The 18,946-nt window shown below is 68.0% G+C and carries 15 protein-coding genes; 7 read left to right on the top strand and 8 right to left on the bottom strand.

Annotated elements, in window-relative coordinates; all coding sequences use genetic code 11:
• The first annotated feature begins 257 nt into the window (after window positions 1-257).
• The 6 genes from ACOYJQ_RS07755 (at window position 258) to ACOYJQ_RS07730 (ending at window position 8,477) form a co-directional block, all read left to right on the top strand.
• Window positions 258-1,850, top strand: a complete 1,593-nt coding sequence (locus ACOYJQ_RS07755; RefSeq protein WP_433457465.1) for an ABC transporter substrate-binding protein — start codon at window positions 258-260, stop codon at window positions 1,848-1,850.
• A 67-nt stretch (window positions 1,851-1,917) separates the two neighbouring features.
• Complete coding sequence (locus ACOYJQ_RS07750) at window positions 1,918-2,868, top strand: ABC transporter permease (protein WP_433457464.1); 951 nt, start codon at window positions 1,918-1,920, stop codon at window positions 2,866-2,868.
• Window positions 2,865-3,740, top strand: a complete 876-nt coding sequence (locus ACOYJQ_RS07745; protein WP_433457463.1) for an ABC transporter permease — start codon at window positions 2,865-2,867, stop codon at window positions 3,738-3,740. The genes ACOYJQ_RS07750 and ACOYJQ_RS07745 overlap by 4 nt, the downstream gene beginning before the upstream one ends.
• Entirely contained in the window at window positions 3,737-5,434 is a 1,698-nt protein-coding gene (locus tag ACOYJQ_RS07740; RefSeq protein ID WP_433457462.1) for a dipeptide ABC transporter ATP-binding protein, read from the top strand. The genes ACOYJQ_RS07745 and ACOYJQ_RS07740 overlap by 4 nt, the downstream gene beginning before the upstream one ends.
• Before the next feature lie 40 nt (window positions 5,435-5,474).
• Window positions 5,475-6,791 (top strand): NtaA/DmoA family FMN-dependent monooxygenase, encoded by a 1,317-nt coding sequence (locus ACOYJQ_RS07735; RefSeq protein ID WP_433457461.1) that lies wholly within the window; start codon window positions 5,475-5,477, stop codon window positions 6,789-6,791.
• A gap of 45 nt (window positions 6,792-6,836) precedes the next feature.
• Window positions 6,837-8,477, top strand: coding sequence for an ABC transporter substrate-binding protein (locus ACOYJQ_RS07730; RefSeq protein WP_433457460.1), 1,641 nt, complete (start codon window positions 6,837-6,839; stop codon window positions 8,475-8,477).
• 47 nt (window positions 8,478-8,524) lie between these two features.
• Here ACOYJQ_RS07730 and ACOYJQ_RS07725 read toward each other — a convergent pair whose 3' ends face one another.
• From ACOYJQ_RS07725 to ACOYJQ_RS07705, 5 genes are read right to left on the bottom strand one after another with little or no spacing between them, the layout of a single operon-like run.
• Window positions 8,525-9,769, bottom strand: coding sequence for an MFS transporter (locus ACOYJQ_RS07725; RefSeq protein WP_433457459.1), 1,245 nt, complete (start codon window positions 9,767-9,769; stop codon window positions 8,525-8,527).
• A gap of 10 nt (window positions 9,770-9,779) precedes the next feature.
• Window positions 9,780-11,069, bottom strand: a complete 1,290-nt coding sequence (locus ACOYJQ_RS07720; protein WP_433457458.1) for an LLM class flavin-dependent oxidoreductase — start codon at window positions 11,067-11,069, stop codon at window positions 9,780-9,782.
• A 20-nt stretch (window positions 11,070-11,089) separates the two neighbouring features.
• Complete coding sequence (locus ACOYJQ_RS07715) at window positions 11,090-12,151, bottom strand: LLM class flavin-dependent oxidoreductase (protein WP_433457457.1); 1,062 nt, start codon at window positions 12,149-12,151, stop codon at window positions 11,090-11,092.
• Window positions 12,152-12,166: 15 nt separating this feature from the next.
• Window positions 12,167-13,525, bottom strand: a complete 1,359-nt coding sequence (locus tag ACOYJQ_RS07710) for an LLM class flavin-dependent oxidoreductase (RefSeq protein ID WP_433457456.1) — start codon at window positions 13,523-13,525, stop codon at window positions 12,167-12,169.
• 47 nt (window positions 13,526-13,572) lie between these two features.
• Window positions 13,573-14,862, bottom strand: a complete 1,290-nt coding sequence (locus tag ACOYJQ_RS07705; RefSeq protein ID WP_433457455.1) for an NtaA/DmoA family FMN-dependent monooxygenase — start codon at window positions 14,860-14,862, stop codon at window positions 13,573-13,575.
• Window positions 14,863-15,128: 266 nt separating this feature from the next.
• Between ACOYJQ_RS07705 and ACOYJQ_RS07700 the strand changes: the two genes are divergently transcribed.
• Window positions 15,129-16,145: a D-cysteine desulfhydrase family protein gene (locus tag ACOYJQ_RS07700; RefSeq protein ID WP_433457454.1), complete on the top strand. Its 1,017-nt coding sequence runs from the start codon at window positions 15,129-15,131 to the stop codon at window positions 16,143-16,145.
• Between the two features lie 38 nt (window positions 16,146-16,183).
• Here ACOYJQ_RS07700 and ACOYJQ_RS07695 read toward each other — a convergent pair whose 3' ends face one another.
• The 3 genes from ACOYJQ_RS07695 to ACOYJQ_RS07685 are packed head-to-tail and all read right to left on the bottom strand — an operon-like array spanning window position 16,184 to window position 18,915.
• Entirely contained in the window at window positions 16,184-17,299 is a 1,116-nt protein-coding gene (locus ACOYJQ_RS07695; protein ID WP_433457453.1) for an alpha-hydroxy acid oxidase, read from the bottom strand.
• Window positions 17,300-17,304: 5 nt separating this feature from the next.
• Window positions 17,305-18,222 carry a tetratricopeptide repeat protein gene (locus ACOYJQ_RS07690; RefSeq protein WP_433457452.1) on the bottom strand — a complete coding sequence of 306 codons (918 nt, stop codon included), beginning with the start codon at window positions 18,220-18,222 and terminating at the stop codon, window positions 17,305-17,307.
• Between the two features lie 15 nt (window positions 18,223-18,237).
• Entirely contained in the window at window positions 18,238-18,915 is a 678-nt protein-coding gene (locus ACOYJQ_RS07685) for a Fe2+-dependent dioxygenase (RefSeq protein WP_433457451.1), read from the bottom strand.
• Window positions 18,916-18,946 lie beyond the last annotated feature (31 nt).

Below are 18,946 nucleotides of genomic sequence, written 5' to 3'. Positions count from 1 at the left end.
CTATGCGACCGTCTCTTGTCAAGCCCCTTTTTCCAAGGCGCGGGTGCAATCCCCTGGCCGGCAACGGGCGGCAGCAGGCGCGGCGGGGCGCCTTCAACATAAATAATTAAATCTATGGATTTTATTGACATCCGAAGATCGGGCTTCTAGCCTGACCGTCGATCATCCGTGCGCGCGCGGCGCGTTGACAATCGAGGATCTCAATGCTGGACAGAGTTGGCCCGGACGCTGCCGTCGGCGGCACGACGAGGACGAGAATGAAAGAGGGCAGGGCCGTTCCCGCCGCCATCCGGGCGGGGCTGGCGGGCGGCTTCGTCGCGATGATCGCCCTCGCCGCGCCCGCGGCATGGGCGCAGGCTCCCGAACCGAAGGAAGGCGGCGTCCTGCGCGTGGCGTTCGAGGGCGATCCCAATTGCGTCGACCCGCAGCAGGTCGGCAACAACACGGCGCTGAACATCGGCCGCCAGCTCACCGACTCGCTGACGGACCAGCACCCCGAGACCGGCGAGATCGTGCCGTGGCTCGCAAAGGAATGGACGGTCAGCGCGGACAGCCGCGAATTCACCTTCCGCCTGCGCGACGGCGTGACGTTCAGCGACGGCACGCCCTTCGACGCCGCCGCCGTCAAGGCGAATTTCGAGGGCATCGTGGCGCTCGGCGCGCGCTCCTCGCTCGGCTCGACCTATCTCAACGGTCTTGAGTCCATCGAGACTCCGGCGGCCGATACCGTCGTCATCCGCTTCAAGCAACCCAGCGCGCAGTTTCTGCAAGCCACCTCGACCATGAGCCTCGGCTTCTTCGCCGCATCGACTCTCGGCACGTCGCCGGAGGAACGCTGCCAGGGCAAGCTTGCCGGCACCGGGCCGTTCACGCTGACCGAGTTCGTGAACAACCAGCACGTGAGGCTCGCGCGCCGCGACGATTACAACTGGCCGTCCTCGCTGGCCACGCATGCGGGCAAGGCGTGGCTGGAGGGAATCCACATCCGCATCATTCCCGAATCGGGCGTGCGCATCGGCAGCCTCGTCTCGGGGCAGATCGACGTGAACACCGGCGTGCTGCCGCAGGACGAGCGGCTGCTGGAGGCGCAGAAGTTCCCGATTCTCGCGCGCCCCAATCCGGGCGTGGTCTACAACCTGTTCCCGAACGAGGCGCGGCCCATCGCCGACGAGCGTGCGGTGCGCGTGGCGATCTCGAAAGCCGTCAACCGGGAGGAACTGAGGGCCGTCATCTCGAAGTTCCAGAACCCGGCGATCGGCGCGCTGGCGCGCACCACGCCGCTTTACAAGGACCAGTCGGCCGATCTCGTCTTCGATCCCGAGGGCGCGAAGAAGCTGCTCGACGAGGCAGGCTGGGTTCCGGGAGCGGACGGCATTCGCGCCAGGGACGGCAAGCCCCTCTCGTTCAAGCTCACGTACTGGCAGAATGCGCCGTTCCTTGAACTCGTGCAGCAGCAATTGCGCGCCGTCGGCATCGACCTGCAACTGGACAGGAGCACCATCAGCCAGGTGAACGCCATCCAGGCGTCGAAGCAGTTCGCGTTCCAGTTCTACAACCTGACGCGCGCCGACCCCGACGTGTTGCGCACCGTCTTCGTGGCGACCGGCCGCAACGTGAATGCCCGCGCGCCGGGCGAGGTGGACGACCTGCTGACGCAATCGAGCGCCACGCTGGACACAGGGACGCGCCGCGACCTCATTGCCCGCGCCAGCGACATCCTGGTGCGCGAGGGGCATTCGATCCCGCTCGTCGAGCTGACGACGGTGATCGCGACGGGCAAGAACATCCACGGCCTTCACTTCGAGGCGTCCTCGCGCCTGCAATTCTACGATACCTGGATCGCGCGCTGACCTTCCATGACGACGCTTCCTCTTCCGTCCGCCTGCGGGCGGAAGAGGGCAAGGAGACGGGTGTCATATGGCTTTCTACATCGCCAGACGGTTGGGACAGGCGCTTTTCGTGCTTTGGGCCGCCTTCTCGGTATCCTTCCTGATCCTCTACGTCCTGCCGAGCGATCCGGTGACGATCATGCTCAACAAGGGCGAGCAGAGCATGGTGGACCAGGCGCAGATCGATCTGCTGCGCGCCGAATATTTTCTCGATCAGCCTTTCCTCATGCAATACGCGCATGCCTTGTCGCGCGCCGTGGCGTTCGATCTCGGCAACTCGATCCAGAGCGGCAAGCCGGTGGTGGCGCTGCTGGCGGAGGCCGTGCCGCAAACGGCCCTGCTCGCCGCCATCTCGCTCATCCTGTCGGTCGTTGTCGGCGTCGGGCTGGCGCTGGCGGCGAGCGTCGCGCGAAGCGCCCGCTGGCAGTCGCTGCTGTTCTCGCTGCCCTCGGTCGGGGTCTCCCTGCCGACATTCTGGATCGGCCTGCTGCTGTTGCAGGCGTTTTCGTTCAACCTGCCGCTATTCCCGGCCATCGGCAACGACGGCTGGCGATCGCTCGTGCTGCCGGCGATCACGCTGTCCGTTCCCACGGGCGCGAAGCTCGCGCAGGTGCTGGCGCGCTCCCTGCAAGGGGTATGGCGGCAGCCGTTCATCGACGCGATCCGCTCGCGGGGGCTGACGCGCCTGCGCCTGCTGTTCGTGCATGTTCTGCCCAATGCGGCGATTCCCGTGCTCAGCCTCACCGGCGTGCTGACCGGCAACCTGCTTGCCGGTTCCGTCGTCACCGAAACGGTGTTTTCGCGCGACGGCATCGGGCGGCTTGCAGAGGGCGCCGTGCATACGCAGGACATTCCGGTCGTCCAGGGCGTCGTCGTGCTGGCGGCGATCGTGTTCGTGGCGGTAAATCTGCTGGTGGACCTGCTTTACCCGGTTCTCGATCCGCGCATTCGCCACCTGAAAAGCGGAGGTGCGGCATGACCGATCTGCTGCTCGGCCGGGAAGCGGAAACCGACGGACCGGCGAGAGCCGGACGCCTGCGCATCGGGCGGTTCCGCTTTCAGCCGGTGTTGCTGTTGAGCGTGCTCGTGCTCGCCACCGTGCTTTCATGGGCGATCGCGCCGGAGCTGTTCACCTCCCGCGATCCCATCCGGGGCATTCCGCGCGACGCGCTGCTGCCTCCTTCGGCCGAATACTGGTTCGGCACCGACCATCTGGGACGCGACATCTTCACGCGCACCGTCTACGGCTCGGCCATCACCCTTCAGGCCACGGCGCTCGCCGTGCTCATCGCCTTCGTCGTCGGCGGCGCGGTGGGGGTAACGGCGGGCTTTCTCGGCGGACGGGTCGACGCCGTGCTGATGCGGCTCACCGATGTGCTGATGGCGATTCCCTCGCTGCTGCTGTCGATGGCGATCGTCACCGTTCTGGGCTTCAGCATCGTCAACATCGCCATCGCGGTCGGCATGTCGTCGGTGGCCACCTTCGCGCGCCTGACGCGCGGCGAGGTGCTGCGCTGGCGCGTCAGCCTGTTCGTGGAGGCGGCCGAAACCTGCGGCGTGAGCCGGCTCGGCGTCGTGTGGCACCACATCCTGCCGCATGCGCTGGGGCCGATCCTGGCGCTCGCGGCGCTCGAATTCGGCGCGGCGGTTCTCGACATCGCGGCCTTGAGCTTCCTGGGCTTCGGCACGCCGCCGCCGCAACCCGAATGGGGGCTTCTGATCGCCGAGGGGCGCAACTTCATCGCCGTGGCGTGGTGGTACACGACGTTGCCCGGCCTCGTCGTCGTCGCTTCCGTGCTCGCCGCCAACCGCGTCGCCCGCCATCTTCAGGACCGGGGAGGGCGCGCATGACGCACACGCTTCCTTCCCGGCTGCATCCGGCAGGCGATCCGGCCGCGACGCTCGTCGGCGTCGAGGGGCTCGGCGTGTCCTATGAGATCGCGAGCCGCGATGCGCCGGTTCACGCGCTCAGGGACGTTTCCTTCACGATCCGGCCCGGCGAGGTCGTGGCGATCGTGGGCGAGTCCGGCTCCGGCAAATCGACGCTGGCGGCCTCGCTCGTCGGGCTGCTGGCCCGCAACGCGCGTATCGATGACGGCCGCGTGCTGCTCGACGGGACGGACGTCACGCGCCTGCCCGAATCCGGCTGGCGGCATGTGCGCGGCGTGCGCATCGGCTTCATCCCGCAGGATCCCGGCCAGTCCTTCAACCCGGTCAGGCGCGTCGGCGAGCAGGTCGTGGAGGCGTTGACCGTCCATGGCGTGCCGCGGCGCGAGGCGCTCGGGCGGGTGTCCCGGATTCTCGCCGATGTCGGGCTGGCGGATGTCGAGCGCGTGGCGCGCGGCTTCCCGCACGAGCTGTCGGGCGGCATGCGCCAGCGGGTGCTGATCGGCATCGCGCTGGCCAACAATCCGCCGCTCGTCATCGCCGACGAACCGACGAGCGCGCTGGACGTGACCGTGCAGCGGCAGGTGCTCGACCATCTGGCGCGCCTCACCCGCGAGCGCAACACGGCGGTGCTGCTGATCACCCACGATCTCGGCGTCGCCTTCGACCGCGCCGACCGGGTCATCGTGATGCAGCATGGCCGCATCGTCGAAACCGGGCCGGCGCAGCGCCTGTTCGACAATCCGGCGCATGCCTATACGCGGCAATTGCTGGACGCGGCGCCAGGGTTGCGGCGGCAGGGCGCCCTCGCGGCGACGCCCCGCCGCGCGCCGAGGCCGCAACGGCCCGGCGAACCGGAAGTGATCCTGCGCGTGTCGAACCTCGCCAAGCGCTTCGACGGCGGCGGCACGGCGGGCGACCGGCCCGCCGTGGGCGGCATTTCCTTCGATGTCGCGCGCTTCGGCACGACGAGCATCGTCGGCGAGTCGGGATCGGGCAAATCGACCACGGCGCGCATGGTGCTGGGGCTCGAAACGCCGACAGGCGGCGAGGTGCTGTTCGAAGGACGCGCCGTCGCCGCCCATTCCCGGCAGGAGCGCCGCGCGTTCCGCCGCCGCGTGCAGGTCGTCTACCAGAACCCCTATGCGTCGCTCGATCCCCGCTTCACCCTTGAACGGATCATCGCCGAGCCCCTGCACGCCTTCCGCATCGGCACGCGGCAGAGCCGCCGGGAGCGGGCGGCGGAGCTTATCGAGGCGGTGGGACTGTCGACGGCGCAGCTTTCGGCGTTGCCGGCGGAGCTTTCGGGCGGCCAGCGCCAGCGCGTGGCCATCGCGCGGGCGCTGGCGATAGAGCCCGAGCTGGTGGTGCTGGACGAGCCGGTTTCGGCGCTCGACGTCTCGGTGCAGGCGCAGATCCTGGCGCTGCTCGACAGGCTCCAGCGCGATCTCGGCCTGACCTATCTCTTCATCTCGCACGATCTCGCCGTGGTGCGGCAGATTTCCGACCACGTCATCGTGCTGCGCCACGGCCGCATCGTGGAGCAGGGCGCGGCGGAGACGATCTTCGGCAATCCCGCCGAGAGCTACACGCGGGCGCTGCTCGGCGACACACCCGGACAACATTATCTGGCCGCCCGGCAACTGACGGTCGCCTGACCGCCGGCAAGGCCTTCGGAAACGAAAACAGGAAACCGCCATGTCATTGAAACAGGTCATCCTCGCGGCGCATTTTCCCGGCGTGAACAATCAGACGGTCTGGAGCGATCCGGAGGCGGGAAGCCAGATAGACTTCTCGTCCTTCCGGCATTTCGCGCAGGCGGCGGAGCGGGGAAAGCTCGATTTCATCTTCCTCGCCGAAGGATTGCGCGTGCGCGAGCAGAAGGGCAAGCTGCACGAGCTCGATGTCGTCGGCCGTCCGAACACGCTCGCGGTGCTCGCGGCGCTGGCGGGCGTCACGCGGCACATCGGCCTCGCGGGCACCCTGACGACCACCTTCAACGAGCCCTACGCGCTGGCGCGCCAGCTCGCGACGCTCGACATTCTGTCGAACGGCCGCGCGGCATGGAATGTCGTCACCTCGCCCGGTGCGTTCACCGGCGCGAACTTCCGGCGCGACGACTTCCTGCCCCACGGCGAGCGCTACGAGCGCGCGGCGCAACTGATCGACGCTTCCCGCGCCTTGTGGGACGCGGCGGGAGGCGACGGCCGTCTCGACGTGACGACCAGGCATTTCGACGTCCACGGCCATGTCGCGCTGCCCGCGCTGCCGCAGGGGCATCCGGTGATCCTTCAGGCGGGCGATTCCGACGCCGGGCGCGAGTTCGCGGCAAGCCACGCGGACGCCATCTTCTCGCGCCACGGCACGCTGGAGGACGGGCAGGCGTTCTACGCGGATGTGAAGGCGCGGCTGGCGAAATACGGACGCAAGCCGGACGATCTGAAGATCCTGCCCGGCGCGGCCTTCGTGCTGGGCGACACGGAGGAGGAAGCGCGCGAGAAGCACCGGGCGATCCGCTTGCAGCAGGTCGGCCCGAAAAACGCCATCGTCCTGCTGGAGCAGCTCTGGAACCGCGATCTCTCCGCCTACGATCCCGACGGGCCGCTGCCGGAGGTCGACCCGGACGTGTCGGACCATAAACTGGCGCGCGGACGCACCCGCCAGCACGACGACGTGCTCGCCGCGGCGCGCGAGTGGCGCGAGATCGCGGAGCGCGACAAGCTGAGCATCCGCGATCTCATCATCCGGGTGACGGACCGGCAATGGTTCATCGGCACGCCGGACACCGTGGCGCGGGAAATCGACCGCTACGTGCAGGCCGACGCTTCGGACGGCTTCATCCTCGTTCCCCATCTCATTCCGGGCGGGTTCGACTCGTTCGTCGACAAGGTTGTGCCGCTGTTGCAGGAGCGCGGCGTCTTCCGCAAGGACTACGCCGGCACGACCCTGCGCGGACATCTGGGCCTCGGCGCGGCCCGCAAGGCGGACGCGGCGGCGCTCCGGGCCGCTTCCTGATTTCGTCAACCCCATCCATCAACGCAACGACGGGATATCCTCATCATGACGATCGTTCTCGACCGCAGGACGCTTGGCCGCATCGGCACTCTCGCGATGCTCGCCTCCGCGCTCGGCGCATGGCCGGCCGCGGCGCAGCAGCCGGAGAAGAAACCCGTGCCGGGCGGCTCCCTGACGTGGGGGCTCGAGAACGAGCCGACGACGCTTAACCCGCACATTCACAACCTCGCCAAGACGAAGCTGCTGATCAGGAACGTCTACGAGCCGCTGCTGTCGCGCACGAAGGAAGGCGATTACGTGCCGTGGCTCGCCACCGGCTATACGGTGTCGGACGACGGCAAGACCTACACCTTCACCCTGCGCAAGGACGTGAAGTTCACCGACGGCCAGCCCTTCAACGCCGAAGCCGTCGCGCTGAACTTCACCGAGGCGGCGAAAGTGGAATATACGGCGGCGCTCAGCACCGGCCCGATCCGCTATCTGGAAAGCGCGCGCGCCATCGACGATCACACCGTCGAGCTGAAACTCAAGGAGCCTTATGCGCCCTTCCTGTTTTTCGCGACGGCGCTCGAATTCATCTCGCCGGCGGCCTTCAAGGCGCCCAACCTGAAGGCGGGCGGGCCGGAAATCGCCGGCACCGGGCCGTTCATCCTCGACAAATACGTCAAGGGGCAGGAAATCACCTACCGGAAGAACCCGGATTACAACTGGGCGCCGGACAACGCCGCCCATCAGGGGCCGGCCTATCTGGACAGCGTGACTTACCGCTTCCTGCCGGAATCGTCGGTGCGCGTCGGCGCGCTCACCTCGGGGCAGGTGGACGCCATCGAGGGCATCTCCGGCAACGACGCGGAGCTGTTCAAGGATACGGCGGACTACATCTATCTGACGGCGCTGAACGGCGGCACGCCCTTCACGCTCTACTTCAACGTCGCCAGCGGCATCGGCTCCGATATCCGCATCAGAAAAGCGCTGGTCGCGGCGCTGGACATCGATACGGTGCTCAAATCCGTCTATCGCGGCCATCGCACCCGCGCGTGGGGGCTCAACACGCCCATCGATACGCTTTTCTACGACGCCGGCATCGAGAACACCTACGGCAACGATCCGGCGCTCGCCAACAAGCTGCTCGACGAGGCCGGCTGGACGGAGCGCGACGCCGATGGCATCCGCAAGAAGGACGGCCAGAGGCTGACGCTCGACGTCGTGCAGAGCCAGAGCGTGCTGCGCGACCAGCGCGACGTGCTGCTGCTCGCCCTGCAAGCCCAGGCGCGGCAGAACGCGGGCATCGACCTGCGCATCGCCTATGTCGATTCAGGCACGCATTCCGAGCGGCGCAAGAAGGGCGCCTTCACGCTGATCGGCAATTCCAACACGGCCGGCGACGGCTACGGACTCGAAATCCACTACCTGCCGCTCGACAGGGGCGGCCGCAACAACTTCAACGGCACGGCGACGCCCGAGCAGACGCAATGGCTGCTCGAAGCGGCCGCCATTCAGGACCTGAAGAAGCGCTTCGAGCTTTATGCGAAGTTGCAGCGCCATGTGCTGCTCGAAAACGCCTATTCCCTGCCTCTCTACATCTCCGAGGACCAGATCGCCGCGGCTTCCCACGTCAAGGGGGTCGGCTTCCGGCCGTTCCATCAGCTCGTGGAAAACGCCTACGATACCTGGATCGACAGGTAACCGGACCGACAGGCACGGAGAGGGTGAGGCGGGGCCGCGGCTTCGCCTCATTTCAGTTTCAGGGCCCTGGCGCAGTAGAACGCCAGACCGGCCACCGCCGCCGTGCTGACCAGATAAGGTATGTGAAGCGCCGTCTCGCGGCCGAGCGGTTCGTCGAACCGGGCCACCAGCCAGCCGCCGGCGAGCGCGCCGAGCGGCATCGTGCCCCAGGCGAGGAAGCGGTAGAGGCTGTTGATGCGCCCCAGAATGGCGTCCGGTATCTGCCGCTGCCGGTAGGAAACGGTGACGACGCTCCATATCAGGCGATTGAACATCTCGAAACAGAGCGCCGGCGCCGCGATCCAGACGGAAGACGTGCCGGCGAGGGCGCCGTAAGCCAGCACCGTGCCGCCGAGCGAGGCCACCATGCTGCCGTGCAGCCCCAGTTGATGCTGCACCGCGCCCGCAAGAAGAGCGCCGAGAATGCCGCCCGTCGCGGCCGCCGTCATCAGCATGCCGTGTCCGAACGCCGACAGCCCCAGCACCTCCTGCGAATAGAGCACCAGAACGGTGAAATTCGCCATGAAGAAGAAGTTCAGCACGCCGACGGCGATCGCGAGCTTCAGAAGTTGCCTGCTGTTCCAGAGCCAATGCAGCCCCTCCCGCAATGCGTGCAGGAATGTCGTCCGTCTCGGTCGCCGCCGCGGCGGCAGGGTCAGAAGCCACATCAGCCCCGCGGAAACGGCGAAGCTCGCCGCATCGAAACCGAACGGCACCGCGATGCCGAGGCCGATGAGAACGCCCGCCACCGGCGGCCCGATGAACTGGCCGCTGATCTGCGAAGCGCTCCACATATAGCCGTTGGCGCGTTCGAGATCGGCGCGGGAGACGATCGAGGGAACGATGGTCAGAGCCGCGTTCTCGCGCACGACTTCGGCCGCGCCGAAGACGACTCCGAACAGACAGAGCAGCCAGATGGTCCCGTCGCCCCCGGCGCCCATATTCAAGGCAAGCGCCATGATGGCGAGCGACAGCAGCGCGCGCACCATGTCGGCCTGCGCGATCAGGCGACGACGGTCGGCCTGGTCGGTCCACACTCCTGCCGGCAGCGTGAACAGAAGCCACGGCAGCCGGACAGAGGCGGAAACCATCGCGATCTTGACGGGATCACGCGTGAGCATCGTGGCGAGCCACGGCAGCGCCACGGCGAAGACGCCGTTCGAGAACCCCGTGAAGATGCTCGACGACAATACCGTGTGGTAGTTGCGGTTGCGCCGCAGGGGCGGCGCGGCCGCTTCGGGAATTTCCGTCACGATGCGCCGCTTATCGTGTGAGCGGCAAACCGAGATTGCCGCGCAACGTCGTCTGCGCGTAGTCTGTGCGGAACACGCCCCAATCCTGAAGGAACGGAATGACCTTCTCGACGAATTCATCGAAGCCGGAGGGCGTGAGATGCGGCGCGAAGACGAAGCCGTCCGCGGCGTCCGACTGGACGTAGCGGTTGATTTCGCGCGCCACCGTCTCGGGCGTGCCGATGAAATGCTGGCGCGCCGTCACCTTGATGATCAGGTCGCGGATGCTCAGCTTGTCGCGCTCCGCGATCTCGCGCCATGCGCGGGCGGTGGCGAGCGCATCGTCGTAACGGCTGGCGCGCCCCTTCGACACGGGTTGCGCGGCGACATCGGGATCGACCTCCGGCAACGGGCCGTCGGGATCATAGGCGGAGAGATCGCGGTTCCAGACCTGCTCCAGAAAGGTGATGGCGGTCTTCGGGCTCACCTGCTGCAACCGGATGGCCCGGTGCTTCTCACGCGCTTCCTCTTCCGTGTCGCCCAGCACGAAGGCCGCGCCGGGCAGGATCTTGAGGCTGTCGGGCGCGCGCCCGTATTTCGTCAGCCGCGCTTTCACATCCGCATAGAACGCCTGCCCGTCTTCCAGCGTGCCGTGGCGGGAGTAGATCACGTCGGCGCGGCTTGCCGCAAGCTCCCGGCCCTCGTCGGAATCGCCCGCCTGCGCGATCACGGGGCTGCCCTGCGGCAGGGGCGGCACGTTGAAACGGCCGTGAATGCCGACATGGTTCGAGGCGACGTCGAAGTCGCCGCCGGCGCTCTTCCACAGGGCGAAGGCCGCATCGAGAAACTCCCGCGCCCGCTCGTAGCGTTGCGCATGGGGCAGGTGATCGCCGCGGCGGAAGTTCGCGCCGGTGAAAGCGCCGGGCGAGGTGACGACGTTCCAGCCCGCCCGCCCGCCGGACAGCGCGTCGAAGGTGGCAAGCTGCCGGGCCAGCGCGTAGGGCTCGTTGAAGGTCGTCGACAGGGTGCCGATCAGCCCCACATGCCGGGTGACGGCCGAAATCGCGGTGAGAATGGCGAGCGTGTTGGGCCGGCCCACCACGTCGAGTTCGTGGATGCGGCCCTTCTGCTCGCGCACGCGCAATCCTTCGGCAAGGAAGATAAAATCGAGCTTGCCGCGCTCGACGGTCCTCGCGAAGCGATCGAAGGAGGAAAAGGCGATCTGGCTCCCGGCGGCGGGATCGCTCCAGACCGTGAAGTTGTTGACGCCGGGAAACTGCGCGCCGAGGATGACCTGTTTCAAAACCTGCTTATTGGACATGACGGTCCTTCCGGCTGCGATCAGGCTGCGGCGATGTGGCGGTTGACGGCGGCGGGCAGGCCGAGGCTCTGGCGCAGGGTGCCGTTGCGCACTTCATAGATGCGTCCCGCATCGCGCAGCGCCGGGATCACGACTTCGGTCAGCCCGGCCAGATCGCGCGCCAGATCACGCGGGATGAGGCGGAAGCCGTCGGCGCCGGCAGCGCGCCAGTGCGTCAGTTGCGCAACCAGGTCCGACGCCGCGCCCGACCAGCCCAACGCCGCTCCACGGGCGCCGGAATCGCCGTCGAAGCTGACGGCGACATCGAGGAAATGGCGCAGCGGACCGGACCGCGCCGCGCGCGCCTGCGCTTCCCTTGCCTGCGCGATGAAATCGCCGGGCGGTGTGTCGCCGGGTTGCAGGAACACCACATCGGCCGTTTCGGCGGCGAAGGCGAGATCGGCCGCATCGCGCGCGCTCACCGCGACGACAGGCTGGCCCTGCGGCGGACGCGGCACGATGGACGGGCCGAGCACGCTGAAACGCTTGCCCTTGAAATCGATATAATGCAGCTTCGACCCGTCGATGAAACGCTGGCTCGCGGCGTCGCGGATAACGGCGTCATCCTCCCAGCTATCCCACAGGCGGCGGATCACTTCCACGGCGTCGCGGGCATCCTCGTCGAGATCGGGATCGACCGGCTCGGGAAAGCCGTTGAGACGGCCGACGACGGACACGACGGCGGCGGCTTCCTGCGGCCGGAGCCTTTGCGCCAGCAGGCCCGCCCGGCCTTCCGTCACGTAGTCGAGCGTGGCGATGGTGGTGGAGACGTGAAAGGGCTCGTTGTAGTTGAGCACCGCGCCGGGGATAATGCCGATCCCGCGCACCACCGGCCCGAGCCGGTTGGCCAGCAGCCCCGCGTCGAAACCGTCGGCCGCCTCTCCGAAATGATCTTCCAGCGTCACGAAATCCGCCTGCCCCTCGATGCGGCGCAGGATCGCCTCCCAATGATCCGGCGTCGCGGGCGCGCCGGCGGTGGCATCGGGAATCTGGCCGGTTGCGTTCAGCGCGAAAGCAAGATGAAACTTGTCGGTCGTCGTCATGGATATATCCGCTTCTCAGGGTGACGGGGTGCGATCGCCGGGCCGGACCGGGGCAGGCTCGGGCAATCCGAGGTTGGCCCGCAGCGTCGGGCCGTCGTATTCGCTGCGCGCGAGGCCGCGCCGGCGCAGCTCCGGCAGGACCAGTTCGACGAAATCCGTCAGGCCGCCCGGAAAGGTCGGGGGCATGATGTTGAAACCGTCGGCGCCGAACGTCTCGAAACGCTCCTCCAGCGCATCGGCGATGTCGGCGGGCGTGCCCACCACTTGCAGATGGCCTCGCGCGCCGGCGACGCGCAGGTAAAGCTGCCGGATGGTGAGGTTTTCCCGCCGCGCAAGCTCGGCCAGCAGATGCTGGCGGCTCTGGCTGCCGTTGCCCGGCGGCAGATCCGGCAACGGGCCGTCGAGATCGTAGGCGGACAGATCGATGCCGGTCCATCCGCCGGAAATCAGGTTGAGGCCGATCGCGGGATGGATCAGCGCCTGCAACGCCTCGAACTTGTCCTGCGCTTCCGCGCGGGTCCGGCCGACGACGGGAAATATTCCCGGCAGGATCTTCACATGATCGGGATCGCGGCCGTAGCGCACGGCGCGTTCCTTGATGTCGCGGTAGAAATCCGCCGCCTCGTCCACCGTCTGCTGCGCGGTGAAGACCACATCGGCGCTTTTTGCCGCAAGCTCCTTGCCCGCCTCGGAGGAGCCGGCCTGAACCGTCACCGGGCGGCCCTGCGGCGAGCGCGGCACGTTGAGCGGCCCGCGCACGGAAAAATGCCGCCCCTTGTGATCGAGCACATGGCGCCTGGCGGGATCGAAGAAACGCCCTTCCTGCTTGTCGTAGAGAAAGGCGTCGCCGTCCCAGCTATCCCACAGCCCGCTGACGACCTGCGCGAACTCCTCCGCCCTCTCGTAGCGGGCCGCGTGGCTGTCGTGCTCATCGCGGTTGAAGTTGCGCGCTTCCAGATCGTTGGCCGACGTGACCAGATTATAGCCGGCGCGCCCGCCGCTGAGATGATCGAGCGAGGCAAACTTGCGCGCGACGTGGAACGGCTCGTTGAAGCTGGACGAGACGGTGGCGACGAGGCCGATGCGCTGCGTCACCACCGCGAGCGCCGACAGCAGGGTGACGGGCTCGAACTGGGCCACGTAACTGTGCGCCGTGCGGCTCAACACCTCGTCGTTGTCGCTGCGCGCGCCGGCTCCATCGGCCAGAAACAGCAGGTCGAGCTTGGCCGCCTCCGCGATCGAGGCGACATTCCTGTAATAATCGAAGCTGATGCCGGCATTCGCCGCCGTGTCGGGATGACGCCAGGCGGCGATATGATGCCCCGAGGGATAGACGAAAAGCCCCAGCCTGAGAAAACCCGAACGCTTCGACACCGCCTGTTCCTTCTTGTTTTTCGCGCCTGCCGGAACCGCCCGGCGGCTCAGAGCGCCGGCAGCCCGAGATTGGCGCGAAAGCCGCCCTCGACGTAATCGTCGTCAAGAAGCTCGCGCCGACGCAATTCGGGCAGCAGGCCGTTGAGAAGCAGGTCTTCCTGATCCGGGTTGCCGAGGCCGTGCAGGGACAACACGTCCAGAATGCCGAGCCGGAAACGTTCCTCGATGGCGTCGGCCAGTTGCTCCGGCGTGCCGGCGACCGACCAGTGCCCCGTCTCGTTGGCCTCGACGATCAACTCGCGCAGGGTCAGCCCCTGCAACGCGTAGCGGCGGAAGATCGCGATGCGGCCCCGGCGGCGGTTGGTGTCGTCCACGTCCGGCAGCAGGCTTTCCGGCAACGGCCGGTCCAGCGGCAGGCCGGACAGGTCGACCTCGCCGCCGAACATATCCGCAAGCTTCACCCGGCCCTTGTCATAATCGATGCGCTCGCGTTTCTCGCGCACCCGCCGGGCGACGTCCGCATCGGACTCGCCGATGACGGAGTGAAACGAATTCATGATGAGCGGCAGGTTCTCCGCCCGGCCGAACGCACGCGCCTGGCCGCGCAACTCGTGGGCGAAGGCGACGGCGCCGTCGAGCTGGGGCTGCGAGGTATAGACGGCCTCGGCATAGCGCGCGCCGAGCGTCACGCCCTCCGCCGACTGCCCGGCCTGAAACTGCACCGGGCGGCCCTGCGGCGGCTGCGGCACGTTGAGCGGCCCCTGCACCTGAAAGTGCTCGCCGCGATAATCGACGCGATGCAGCCTGGCAGGATCGATGCGGATCGCGCCATTGGGTCCGCGCGTCGCGGCATCGGCTTCGTTGGCGGCGAAAAGCGCATGCACGACCTCGACGAACTCGGTTGCGCGCGCATAGCGCGTCACCGGATCGGGCAGGGCGTCGACGCCGAAATTCTCCTCGCCGGTCGAGGACGTCACCGCATTCCACGCCGCCCGGCCGCCGCTGGCGTGATCGAGCGTCGCGATCTGGCGGGCGAGGTTGTAGGGATGCTGGAAGGTGGTCGAAACGGTGGCGATGAGGCCGATGTGCGACGTGACCTGACTGAGCGCGGCAAGTGCGATGAGCGGCTCCTGCGAGCCCGTCGTGCCGACCACGCCGGTCGGATCGACTTGCAGGACGTCGGCCGTGAACAGCCCCGTGATTCTGGCGCTCTCGGCCTTGCGCGCGAGCGCCGCCGCCCGTTGCGGACCAAGCGCCGGCGACGCATCGCCGGACGCATGAAGCACGCTTGCCGCCCCCACCAGGGTCTTGAGGCGCTTGGGACGTGAAGCAGTCAAGATCGTCTCCAATCGTTATACGGCCCACGCCGCGAAACGGGCCGCAGACAGGCGGCCGCACGCGGCGACTGGGAAACGCGGGACCGGCGATATGCGAGACTCGCACGGCGAACCCGCCTTCGATCTGTCTATTGTATATAATATCTATCGTCAAACTGTAATCAATGTCAGAATGCAGGCGCCGGTGCCGCCCGGCCGGGATTGACGGGCAGGATTTTCGCAAGGGGCCGCCTTTCGTCCGGCGGCCGGTTTCAGGAGACGGGCGCGTGACAGCCAACAAGAATCTTATTGCTTTTGACCGTGTTTCTCTCGGTTTTTTCCCCACCCCGCTCGAGGCGCTGGATCGCGTCGGCGCGCAACTCGGCATCCGCCTCCTCATCAAGCGGGACGACCTGAACGGGTTCGGCGGCGGCGGCAACAAGGTGCGCAAGCTGGAGTTCATCCTGCCGGAGGCGCTGGCTTCCGGCGCCGATACGCTGATCACGACGGGCGGCCTGCAATCGAACCACGCGCGCATTGTCGCCGCCGCCGCCCGCAAGCTCGGCCTGCACCCGCTGCTGGCGCTGGAGGGCAAGGCCCCGGCGGGCGCGCAGGGCAACCTGCTGCTCGACCGGCTGTTCGACGCCGAGATCGTATTCGTCGATTCAACCGAAGACGCCGGCGGGCCGGTGGCTCTGCTGGAGGCGCAGGCGGAGAGGGTGAAAAGCCGTGGCGGCAAGCCGTATATCATTCCGCTCGGCGGAGCGGGCGCACGCGGCGCGCTCGGCTACATCCACGCCGTTCGGGAAACCCAGGCGCAACTGGAGTCCGCAGGGCTCCCGCCGCCAGACTTTCTCGTCGTCTCGGCAGGCACGGGCAGCACGCTCGCGGCGCTGCATGTCGGCGCGCGCTGGCTATGGCCGTCCACGCAAGTGATCGGGATCACCGTATCCCGCAAGGACGAAACCGCCTACCGCGCCGGAGTCGCCCGGCAGGCGACGGAGGCGGCGGAGCTTGCCGGGCTTGGCGGCACGTGGACAGCCGACGACATCGTCATCGACACCGGCTATTTCGCGCCCGGCTACGGCGAACCGAGCGACGGGGGCGTCGCGGCAATCCGCTTGCTGGCGCGGGAAGAAGGAGTGCTGCTCGATCCGGTCTATACCGCGAAAGGTTTCGACGGGCTGATCGGCCTGGTTCGCCGGCAACGCATTCCGCAGGGCTCCAGCGTGCTTTTCGTCCACACGGGCGGCCTGCCGGCCCTCTACCATTTCGCCGACAGGCTGGCGGCAACCGGCGCATAGCGGCAAGGATAAAAGCCCGCCCGCGCGTGCGGATCAGGTCATCCGGCCTGCGCGCGCGGGATCCTTTGCGAGGAAAGCGTTTCCGCCAGCACGCCGGGACCGATGTCGGCGATCGTGGCGCACCCCGTCAGCGTCATGGCGACTTCAAGCTCCGTGCGCAGCAGCGTCAGCAGATGCGCCACGCCCGCCGCTCCCGCAACCGCGAGCGCATACAGGACCGGCCGGCCCAGCAGCACCGCATCCGCGCCGAGCGCCAGCGCCTTCAGAATGTCCGTGCCCCGCCGCACGCCGCCGTCCAGCAGCAGGGGCGCCGCGCCGGCGACACGGCGCGCGATGTGCGGCAGCACCTCGATCGTCGCCGGCAGGCCGTCGAGCGTCCGCCCGCCGTGGTTCGACACGACGATGCCCCGCGCCCCCGCCGACAGCGCGGCCGCCGCATCGTCGGGATGCATGACGCCCTTGACGATCACGGGCAGGCGCGTGGCCGCGCACAGCCTCGCCACCGCATCCCAGCGCGGCGCTTTGTCCAGCATGCCGAGAAACACCGGGCTTTCGCCCGGCGGCGCCTGAAAGACGCGCATCGCGTCCGGCGGCAGGTTCACGGCCGCGATGCCCGGCGGCAGGCGAAAGCCGGCGCGCTGCGCCTCGTTGCGCAGGCCGGCCACGGTCGCATCGCCCGTGACCACCAGCGCCCGATAGCCGGCATCCTCGGCACGGCGAACAAGATCGATCGTCAGCGCGGGGTCGTGATGGAGATAGAGCTGGAACCACGCCGGCCGAACGGCCGCCGCCGCGACATCCTCCAGCGAGGTGCTCGCCAGCGTGCTGACGACCATCCACCCGCCCACGGCGCCCGCGCCCCGCACGGTCGCGATCTCGCCTTGCGGATGCACCAGCCGATGATAGGCGGTCGGCGCGACGATGACGGGGAAATCGAGCCGCTCCCCGAAAAGAGACAGCCCGGTGCCGGCGCCGCGCATGTCGGCGAAGATGCGGCCGTTCAGCAGGATGTCGTCGAAAGCCGCCCGGTTGCGGCGCAGCGTGATGCCGTCCGCGCCGCCGCCGGCCAGATAGGCCCACAACGATGCCTCCAGCTTGCCGCGCGCATGACGCTCGTAGTCGTCCAGCGCGACGATATCGGGGGCGATGGCCATCGCGTTCACCGCCGCCACAGCGCCGAAAGCCGGCGCGTGAACGAAAATCCCGCAAGGGAGCGCGGCCGTGATGAGCCGGGCCGGTGCGCGACCGGCTCGGCAGGCGCGGCGGCGTCCGCGAAGCGGATCTCGCCCTGCGCCAGCAGCGACGCATAGCGCTCGATATCGGCGGCGGCGCGCGTCTCGCAGGCGCGCGCCAGACAACGCCGGCCCAGCACGCGGACGGCCTCTTCCGGGTGCCGGAGAAACCCTCCCGCCACATCCCGGCAGAATACCGGCGTCGCCGCCTCGACGGCCCGCTCGAGGCGGCCGATGGCTTCGGCCGTTTGGCCCTGTTGCATCAGCAAGCGCCCGAGATTGAAATGACCGCGAAAGTCGCCGCCGTCCGCGCCGCGCCGATACCAGCGAAACGCCGCCGCCCGATCAGGCCGCCGTTCCCAGCCTTCTTCCTGAAAGCGGCCGATCATCGTCATGGCCTTGGCATGCCCGCGCCGCGCCGCCCGCACGTAGAGCGACAGCGCCCCGCGCGCATCCTGCGGCACGCCTTGCCCGTCCAGCAGGAGGCCGGCGAGGTTGAACTGCGCCCAGGCGTGGCCCATGCGCGCCGCGCGGCGATACCATTGCGCCGCCATGGCCGGATCGGCCGGCACGCCCCAGCCCAGTTCATGACAGCGGCCGACCATGTTGACGGCCTCGGACCGGCCATGGTCCGCCGCCCGCGAGAACCAGCGAAACGCCGCCGCCGGATCGGCCGCGACGCCGTGACCGTCGAGGTAAAGCTGCGCCAGCACGAGCTGGGCGTCGGGAAAGCCGCGCTCGGCCGCGGCAAGGAGCCTGCGGGCCGCGTCCGCCGGATCGTGACCCGTCGAAACGACGACCGCATGGCCGGCCGCGGCCTTCCCGGCCGAAGGGCGATCATCCATGGCGACTGACGGCTTCTACATCTCGGCCCATTGCCGAAGCAGGTTGTGATAATGGTTCGTGAGCCTGAGCAGGGCCGGATGATCGTCGGCATGGACCGCCCGCAATTCCTGAATGGCGCCGTCGAGATCGTACAGCATGGCGCGGCGCTCGTTGTCGCGGATCATGGACTGGCTCCAGAAGAAGCTCGCCCATCGGCTGCCGCGCGTCACCGGCGTGACGCTGTGCAGGCTGGTGGCGGGGTAGACCACGATATGCCCCGCCGGCAGCTTGACCTTGTGAACGCCGTAGGTGTCATGCACGACGAGTTCGCCGCCATCGTAGTCTTCCGGCGGCGTCAGGAACAATGTCGAGGAAACGTCGGTGCGGATGAGGCCGCCGGGCACCTGACGGATGGCGTTATCGACATGGGCATCAAACTTCATGCCCACGTCGTAACGGTTGAACATGGGCGGCAGGATGCGCAACGGCAGCACGGCGGAGGTGAAGGCGGGATGGCGCGCCAGCCCGCGCAGGACGATATCGCCGAGCGCGCGCGCCTGCGGATCGCCCTGCGGCACTTGCAGGTTGTGCTTGATGCGCACCGCCTGATCGCCGGCCGTGGCGCGGCCGTCGATCCAGTCGGTGCCCTCGAGAATCTTCCGGCACCGCGCAACCTCGTCCGGCGTCAGAAGATCGGGGATCGTGATGAGCATGGCGCGCCTTTCGCCGAAACCGCAGCGGAAC

It is taken from the genome of Pseudochelatococcus sp., from assembly GCF_050946405.1.
GTDB lineage: Bacteria > Pseudomonadota > Alphaproteobacteria > Rhizobiales > Beijerinckiaceae > Pseudochelatococcus.
Note: the sequence above shows the minus strand (reverse complement) of the source record. Positions and strands in the feature narration are given on the sequence as shown.

Bases quoted from the DNA above. Each gene is read 5' to 3' on its own strand.
- ACOYJQ_RS07755 (WP_433457465.1), top strand. From the start codon at position 258: ATGAAAGAGGGCAGGGCCGTTCCCGCCGCCATCCGGGCGGGGCTGGCG.
- ACOYJQ_RS07750 (WP_433457464.1), top strand. From the start codon at position 1,918: ATGGCTTTCTACATCGCCAGACGGTTGGGACAGGCGCTTTTCGTGCTT.
- ACOYJQ_RS07745 (WP_433457463.1), top strand. From the start codon at position 2,865: ATGACCGATCTGCTGCTCGGCCGGGAAGCGGAAACCGACGGACCGGCG.
- ACOYJQ_RS07740 (WP_433457462.1), top strand. From the start codon at position 3,737: ATGACGCACACGCTTCCTTCCCGGCTGCATCCGGCAGGCGATCCGGCC.
- ACOYJQ_RS07735 (WP_433457461.1), top strand. From the start codon at position 5,475: ATGTCATTGAAACAGGTCATCCTCGCGGCGCATTTTCCCGGCGTGAAC.
- ACOYJQ_RS07730 (WP_433457460.1), top strand. From the start codon at position 6,837: ATGACGATCGTTCTCGACCGCAGGACGCTTGGCCGCATCGGCACTCTC.
- ACOYJQ_RS07720 (WP_433457458.1), bottom strand. From the start codon at position 11,069: ATGTCCAATAAGCAGGTTTTGAAACAGGTCATCCTCGGCGCGCAGTTT.
- ACOYJQ_RS07715 (WP_433457457.1), bottom strand. From the start codon at position 12,151: ATGACGACGACCGACAAGTTTCATCTTGCTTTCGCGCTGAACGCAACC.
- ACOYJQ_RS07695 (WP_433457453.1), bottom strand. From the start codon at position 17,299: ATGGCCATCGCCCCCGATATCGTCGCGCTGGACGACTACGAGCGTCAT.
- ACOYJQ_RS07690 (WP_433457452.1), bottom strand. From the start codon at position 18,222: ATGGATGATCGCCCTTCGGCCGGGAAGGCCGCGGCCGGCCATGCGGTC.
- ACOYJQ_RS07685 (WP_433457451.1), bottom strand. From the start codon at position 18,915: ATGCTCATCACGATCCCCGATCTTCTGACGCCGGACGAGGTTGCGCGG.